This is a genomic window from Streptomyces sp. WAC05292 (assembly GCF_003949955.1).
GTDB lineage: Bacteria > Actinomycetota > Actinomycetes > Streptomycetales > Streptomycetaceae > Streptomyces > Streptomyces globosus.
This window is the reverse complement of the sequence record NZ_RPSE01000496.1, coordinates 1-3,848: the sequence shown is the minus strand read 5'-3', so window position 1 is coordinate 3,848 and position 3,848 is coordinate 1. Positions and strand designations below refer to the sequence as shown.

Below are 3,848 nucleotides of genomic sequence, written 5' to 3'. Positions count from 1 at the left end.
GGGAGGCGGCGGGCACGGGTGGCCGCGGCCGTGTCCGTGGCAGCGGTGGCCCTTCCCCCGCCCCTTGCCGTGGCCGTTTCCGCGGCCGCCGCCGACGCTCCGGTCCTCTGCGCGGGGCTCGACATCCGACGGACCGCCGCCGTGATGTGCGCCACCTCCGGCGGCTCGTGCGGCGCCGCTGCCGGCGACGGCGGTCAGCCTGATGCCGCCCCCGGCGCCGCCGTCGCCGATCGTCGCGTAGGCGCAGCTATCGGCCACGGCCGGCGTGGCGGACAAGGCCGCCCACAGCAGGGCCGGGATCACGGTCAAACGCCGGGTGCGGGCTCTGTTCACCCGGGCAGCATGGGCTCGCGCGCGCCCGCGTACGCGGGGCACGGGCCTGGTTCGCCTGAACGGGTGCTGTACGGACCGTAGAGGTTTGAGCCACGAAACGAACCGATGTGATCGCCTCTCGGGCGATTCCCAAAAGGGACGTGTCGGTTTCCGTCATCGGTGGCGCGGGGGGCCGCAGAGGTCTTTGGTGTGTGATGAAGAACGGATCACCAATTTCCGCTTTTGCTCGCCCCCTTGGGCGATGATCAGTACATTCGGCTCGGACAGGTGTCCGACCTCGCGGACGACCGCCACGGACTACGGCTTGGAGACCGAGATGGAGCGCCCCACCTGGGCCCCGCCAGGCATCGACATATCGGTGCCCAGCGTGTCCCGCATCTACGATTACTACCTGGGCGGCTCCCACAATTTCGAGGTGGACCGGCAGGCCGCCCGCCGGGCCATGGAATTCATGCCGGGTCTGCCGAAGATCATGCAGGCGAACAGGGCCTTCATGCGCCGCGCCGTCCGCTACGCCGTCGCACAGGGCGTGACCCAGTTCCTCGACATCGGCTCCGGCATCCCCACCTTCGGCAACGTCCACGAGGTCGCCCGGGCCGCCAGCCCCGACGCACGCGTCGTCTACGTCGACCACGACCCCGTGGCGGTCGCCCACAGCCGCGCCGTCCTGGAGGGCGACACGCAGACCGGCGTCGTCTCCGCGGACCTGCGCAAGCCGCAGGACATCCTCACCGCCGCCGAGGTCGAGCGGCTGCTGGACTTCGACCGCCCGGTGGCCCTGCTCCTCGTCGCCGTCCTGCACTTCCTGGAGGACGCCGACGACCCGTACGGCGCCGTCGCCGAACTCCGCGACGCCCTTCCCCCGGGCAGCCTGCTCGTCCTCACGCACGCCTCGTACGAGGGCATGCCGCTGTCCGAGGAGGTCGCCAGCGGCACGGTCGGCGTCTACCGCGAGATCCGCAACCCGCTGGTCATGCGCACGCGCGACGAGGTCGCCCGCTTCTTCGACGGCTTCGAACTGGTCGACCCCGGCGTCGTGTCGATGCCGAACTGGCAGCCCGGCGGCCTCGCGGACCCGCAGGACGGAGACATGCCGGAGGACCCGTACGCGTTCTCCGGCTACGGCGGAGTGGGACGCAAGGCGTGAGATCGACGGCCGCGGTGCCCTCCGGCACACCGACCCCGAAGGACGCGGAGCCCGTGCAGGGCGGCCCCTCCCGCGTCCCGCACCCGTGCCCGCAGGCCGCCCCGCACAGCGGACTGGGCGACCGGATCGCGCGTTTCGCCACGATCTGGGGGCGCGCCATCTTCCCGTTCACGGCGACCTCCCTGACGCGCCCGGAGTTCGAGCGGCACCTGGTGCCGCTGACGCGCACGCTCGCCGAGGCCCTGCACGCCAGGCCGTTCGACGCGGCAGTCGCCCAGCAGGTCGGGGCCGAACTCGTCGCCGTGCACTGCACCGACCCAGAGGCGCTCGCCGGCACGCTCGGCGTCGTCGAGTCCTACCTCGTCCTGTACTGCGGGCCCGACGGCGTCGGGGTGGAGGGCACCGAGGAGTACCGCTCCCGCTGCGCCCGCCTCCAGCACCAGATCGCCGCCGGCTTCGCCCGCGCCCTGCGCGAGCGCACCCTGCGGGAGCAGGAGGCGATCGCCCGCTCCGCGCTCACCGCGCGCATCGACGCCCAGCAGGCCCTGCACGCCAGCGAGGCACGTTTCCGCGCGGTCTTCGAGGGCGCCGCGATCGGCATCGGGATCGCCGACCTCGAAGGCAACGTGCTGGAGGTCAACGACACCCTGCTCCAGATGTTCGGCGGCATGGGCGGCCACGTCCGCGGCCGCAACGTCAGCGAGTGGGGCCACCCCGACGACGCCCCGCAGGTCTGGCGCATGTACGGCGAACTCGTCCGCGGCGAGCGGGAGAGCTACCGCGTCGAGAAGCCGTACTACCGGCACGACGGCACCGTCCTGTGGACCAACCTGACCGTGTCGCTCCTGCGCGACGCCGAGGGCCGCCCGCAGTACCAGCTGGCGCTGATGGAGGACACCACCGAACGGCGCCTGCTGAACCTGCGGCTGCGGTACGAGGCCACGCACGACGCACTGACGGGCCTGCCCAACCGGACGCTGTTCTTCGAACGCCTGGAGAAGGCCCTCAGCGGCGGCGGCACCCGCTTCGGCCTGTGCTACCTCGACCTCGACGGCTTCAAGGCGGTCAACGACAGCCTCGGCCACTCGGCGGGGGACCGGCTGCTCGTGGAGGTCGCGGACCGGCTCCAGAGCTGCGCGACGGGCCCCGGCGAGGTCGTCGCCCGGCTCGGCGGCGACGAGTTCGTGGCGCTCACCACCGGCCCGGACACCCAGGAGAAGGTGACGGAGCTCGCCGTCCGCATCCTGTCGGCCCTGTCGGCCCCGATCCGCATCGAGGGCCGCGAGCTGTCCGTCCGCGGCAGCATCGGCATCGTCGAGGGCCCGGCCGGGGAGCGCACTCCGGCGGAGGTGCTGCGCAGCGCGGACATCACCATGTACCGGGCGAAGGCGGCCGGCGGCAGCCGCTTCGAGTTCGCGGACGCGGAGGCCGACGCCCGCGCGATCACCCGCCACGGCCTGACGAACGCCCTCCCTGCGGCCTTGGAGCGCGGCGAGTTCTTCATCGAGTACCAGCCGCTCGTCCACATGCATGACGGCACGGTCCGCGGCGCGGAAGCCCTGGTCCGCTGGGAGCACCCGCAGTACGGCGTACTCGGCCCGGACCGCTTCATCCCGCTGGCCGAGCGCACCGGTCTGATCGTGCCGCTGGGCCGCTGGGTGCTGGAGGAGTCCGTCCGCCAGGCCCGCACCTGGCAGCGCGAACACGGAGGCTCGCCGCTGCGGGTCAACGTCAACCTCTCGCCGACCCAGCTCCACCACCCCGGCCTGGTCGCCGACACGGTCGCGGTTCTGGAGAACGCCGGCCTCGCCCCGGGCGCCCTCTGCCTGGAGGTCACCGAGTCGGCCCTGATCGGCGCGGACGACGATCTCCTGGAACCGTTGCGCCGCCTCGCCGACCTCGGCGTCGACATCGCCCTCGACGACTTCGGCACGGGCTACTCGAACCTCGCGAACCTGCGCCGCCTCCCGGTGAGCGTGCTGAAGCTGGACCGCTCCTTCACCAAGGGGATGCAGCAGCAGCCCGCCAACCCGGTCGACGTCAAGATCGTCGAGGGCATCGTCGCCCTGGCCCACAGCCTCGAACTCGCCGTCACGGTCGAGGGCGTGGAGACCGGAGCCCAGGCGGCCCAACTCCGCGCACTCGGCTGCGACACCGCGCAGGGCTGGTACTACGCCCGCCCCGGCGCCCCGGACCGCATCCACGCCCTGACCCTCGCCGACGCCATCCCCTCCCCGGGCTGACCTCACCCCGCGAGCGGCTCCCGCCCCCCGGCCCGGGCCCTGCCTGTTCTGCAGCCGGGCGTGCGGCCCTGCCCGGGCCGGGGGGCGGGAGCCGCTCGCGGGGTGAGGTCAGCCCGGGGAGGGGA

The 3,848-nt window shown here is 72.9% G+C and carries 2 protein-coding genes; both read left to right on the top strand.

The features are described 5' to 3' along the window. Window positions 1–649 precede the first annotated feature (649 nt). Window positions 650–1,480 (top strand): SAM-dependent methyltransferase, encoded by an 831-nt coding sequence (locus EF903_RS29925; protein WP_125548134.1) that lies wholly within the window; start codon window positions 650–652, stop codon window positions 1,478–1,480. Window positions 1,481–1,533: 53 nt separating this feature from the next. Next, window positions 1,534–3,723 carry a putative bifunctional diguanylate cyclase/phosphodiesterase gene (locus tag EF903_RS29920; protein ID WP_399421991.1) on the top strand — a complete coding sequence of 730 codons (2,190 nt, stop codon included), beginning with the start codon at window positions 1,534–1,536 and terminating at the stop codon, window positions 3,721–3,723. Window positions 3,724–3,848: the final 125 nt, after the last annotated feature.

Coding starts and splice junctions, on each gene's coding strand:
- EF903_RS29925 (WP_125548134.1), top strand. CDS start 650: ATGGAGCGCCCCACCTGGGCCCCGCCAGGCATCGACATATCGGTGCCC.